General features: G+C 57.2%; 4 protein-coding genes. 1 reads left to right on the top strand and 3 read right to left on the bottom strand.

The window, feature by feature from the left end:
* Positions 1 to 465: 465 nt before the first annotated feature.
* Positions 466 to 1,626 (top strand): adenosylhomocysteinase, encoded by a 1,161-nt coding sequence (locus IIA05_12985; GenBank protein ID MCH9028004.1) that lies wholly within the window; start codon positions 466 to 468, stop codon positions 1,624 to 1,626.
* 124 nt (positions 1,627 to 1,750) lie between these two features.
* On the opposite strand, the gene IIA05_12980 is transcribed toward IIA05_12985, so the two are convergent.
* The 3 genes from IIA05_12980 to IIA05_12970 form a co-directional block, all read right to left on the bottom strand.
* Positions 1,751 to 2,032, bottom strand: coding sequence for a phosphoribosylpyrophosphate synthetase (locus IIA05_12980; GenBank protein MCH9028003.1), 282 nt, complete (start codon positions 2,030 to 2,032; stop codon positions 1,751 to 1,753).
* Between the two features lie 181 nt (positions 2,033 to 2,213).
* Positions 2,214 to 2,864, bottom strand: coding sequence for a glutathione S-transferase N-terminal domain-containing protein (locus IIA05_12975; GenBank protein MCH9028002.1), 651 nt, complete (start codon positions 2,862 to 2,864; stop codon positions 2,214 to 2,216).
* A 130-nt stretch (positions 2,865 to 2,994) separates the two neighbouring features.
* A partial coding sequence (locus IIA05_12970; protein ID MCH9028001.1) for an endopeptidase La occupies positions 2,995 to 3,375 on the bottom strand: 381 nt, incomplete at its 5' end.

The following is a 3,375-nucleotide window of genomic DNA, read 5'->3' as shown; positions in this document are numbered from 1 at the left end:
TCCAATAAAAACCGCACTTAACCGCCGCAAACCCCTAATTTCTCAGACTTACGTATGGTTTTTTTGGACGCACAGCAGGCGGCTAGGTGTAATGACTCAAATCCGACCGCACAGGCACTATCCAATCAGGTCGAAATCTGAATGTCTGCTTTTCCCGAAAGCGGACGTTCAGATACCCGAAAATGGGCAGAATCGAAGGGCCGCTAACGGCCAGAAGCGGTCGTTCGGGGATCAATATTAACGGACGAGACAAATCAGCCGCCGCTTCCAGCGGTCGGCTGTTTTGGTTGTTGGGTGATATGGCGCGTTCGTCACATGCGTCTTAGCGCTGCGGGTGCAGGGCCGACGTTCCCCCGACCATCAGTCAGTTCCAGCAATGCAATGATCTGTCCATGCCGTCCTGTTCCGAAACCGGAGTCGATTCACTAGTATAGGGGCAGTACAGCAGAACCGGGGTTTTTGGTAATGAGTCGCATCCTGGATATTACGCTTGCCAGTGCGATCTCCGAAGAGGAACGCGCCTGGTTGTCGGTCATCCGGCCAGTCACGGCGCACTATTGCCGCACAATCGCCGGCCGGGATTATTCAGGACGCACCGTGGTGTTTTGGGCCCATGTGCTACCGGACAGCATGCTCAGCGTGTTGCCGTTACTGCAGGCCGGAGCGCAGGTGCGGGTCGGAGCATGCAATCCGGACAGTACCGATGATCGCGTTGCCGCGTGGCTGGTTCAGCAAGGCGCCGACGTATTCGCCAAGAGTGGTATGTCCACGGCTGAATATCGGGAAAACCTCGAGGAGTTGGCCGCCGGGCCGGCAGATGTCTTGTGCGACATGGGCGGAGAATTGGCCGAAGCCTTTGCCGCGAAAGGCGCGCAGGTCATGGGTGGGCTGGAGGCCACCACCACCGGCATTCACCGTCTCCAGGGTCTGGATCTTCCCTTTCCGATCTTTAATTGGAATGACATCGCGCTTAAAGACCGGCTGCACAACCGCTACCATGTCGGGGACTCGACGTGGCCCGTGTTCACCGAAATTACCGGAATGGGTCTGTTCGGCAGGTCAGTCCTGGTGATAGGCTTTGGTCCTGTAGGCCAGGGAGTCGCTGAACGCGCCCGGGGCATGGGAGCCATCGTTTTGGTGGTCGATCCGGATCCGGTGCGCCAACTCGAGGCCCAGCACTTCGGGTGCCAGCCGGTCACGCTGGAAGAAGGGTTGAAGCGCTGCAGCGTGATTGTCACCGCAACCGGGCTCAACGATGTTGTCGGGCCGGCGGCACTACAGCAGGTCCGTGATGGGGCGGTCCTGTTCAATGTCGGTCACGGCAATCGGGAATACGACGTCGACTACCTCGACCAGCATCCCCGCGCGCCCATGCGGCCACACATTGAGCGTTATGAGCTGGAAGACCGGTGTCTGTATCTGCTCAACCGCGGCAGCCTCCTGAATCTGGCTAGCGGCACCGCCGGCCACGGCGCGGATCTGTTCGATCCGTTCTCGGCGATCATACTGCGTGGGATCGACTGGATTCTGGAGGGCGGCGCCGATGACTGCCCGGCCGGCCTGCAGGACTACCCGCGCGAGCTGGAGCAGGAGATCGCCGAGCTGACGGCGAAAAGCCGCGCCTGAGAAAGCGCACTGACTAATGTCAATTAAATGACCGCTTTCGGCCAGGTGGTTTTGCCCTGGTTTAATGGACGGTTTCGTAAAGACCGCTTGTCCGCTCCTTGAAAGCCACCAAATTGCGTACCTGTTATCCGCCACTCTGAGCCAGTAGTGCGCCTATGAAGGCCGCCTTTATCGGGTCGATATGAAAGCTGTCCGAGACGATCAGATAGCCCTTCTCGCTAGGGGCTTCAATCAGGTACATCGTCACGTCATCGCCGGGGTCGGTGCCGCCATCAAAGGAAATGGAATCAACGATGCGCAGATCGCTGGTGATTATCTCCGGCAACAACTTGTGGCTACTGCCAAAGTCGTGCGTATAACCCCGAGCGATGACCTCATCCTGCAACTCTGCGAGATCCCTAGCCATGTATGAAATATAACACCCGCTAGTCGCCACGGAGCAAGGGCTGCTTCGGGTCGTCAGCGGCCCCTCGCAATCCTACCAGTTCAATGGCCGCTATCGGATACAGCGGACCTTAAAAACGCTGGAAATACTGGATTCTGACTTCCGCTTTCGGCCAGAAGCAAACATTCGTCCAGAATGTAGTTTAGAGTTCGTCGCCCATAACAGGCATTGGGATCTCCTGATCATTCTCAGGCACTCGCCAACCCCTCTGGACAGCTGGTCGCTCCGCGATCGCAACATACCACCGCCGGACATGTGGATATTCGTTCAGATCGATTCTTTGCCAGTTGTGGCGGGCAATCCATGGCCATGTCGCGATATCGGCAATAGAGTAATCATCCGCCAGGTATTCACGGTCCGCCAATCGCTGGTCGAGAACCCCATACAAGCGCTGCGCTTCGTTAGCATATCGTTCTTTCGCGTAGTCGGACACGTCCGGCTTGTAATGGGTGAAATGGAGATGCTGCCCAAGGAACGGACCAATGCCTCCCATCTGCCACATTAGCCACTCAATGGTCCGCCAGCGTTGATCCTCGTCTTTGGAAATCAGCCGGCCCATCTTGTCCGCTAAGTAAAGCAGAATCGCTCCGGATTCCATCAGCGTTCTTCCTCCAGCATCCTGGTCCACAATGGCAGGGATCTTCCCATTTGGACTGACGCGCACGAATTCGACAGCGGTCTGCTCACCGCGGGTGATATCGATGGGGTGGACCTCATACGGAAGTCCGAGCTCTTCCAGGGCGATCGAAACCTTTCGTCCGTTCGATGTGTACCACGAGTAAAGTTCTATCAATTTGATTACTCCTTGCTGCGAGTTCAGCGCCGCGCCCGAAGATGCGAATCGCAGACGCAATGCCCGTACTGCCGGCACCGGGAAAATGGCGCGTGTCGCAAACAGTGCGTGACCGAAATACAATCGGCGATCACTGCAAAAGCGCTCGCGTTAACACGTCGTCGACTGTGTCCACAACCACAAGCTCGAGCGATGCGCGTACCTCTTCCGGCAGCGTCGGAATGTCTTTCTCATTGCCCCGTGGAATTAAAACCGTCTTGATGCCGGCATTCAGTGCCGCCAAGGTTTTTTCCACCAATCCCCCAATCGGCAACACTTGTCCTCGCAGATTGATTTCCCCGGTCATGGCGACGTCGCGGTTGACGGGGCGATCGGCATGTAGCGACGCCAGTGCGGTAAACATGGCGGCACCAGCTGAGGGTCCATCTTTGGGAACAGCACCAGCGGGTACGTGCAGGTGGGTATCGAATGTCGACAAATCACCCTTCACGCCGAGTGATTGTGCACGACT

Source organism: Pseudomonadota bacterium (assembly GCA_022572885.1).
Classification (GTDB): Bacteria; Pseudomonadota; Gammaproteobacteria; order Steroidobacterales; family MnTg04; genus MnTg04.
The sequence above is the reverse complement of the archived record's forward strand: the minus strand, read 5'-3'. Positions and strand labels throughout refer to the sequence as shown.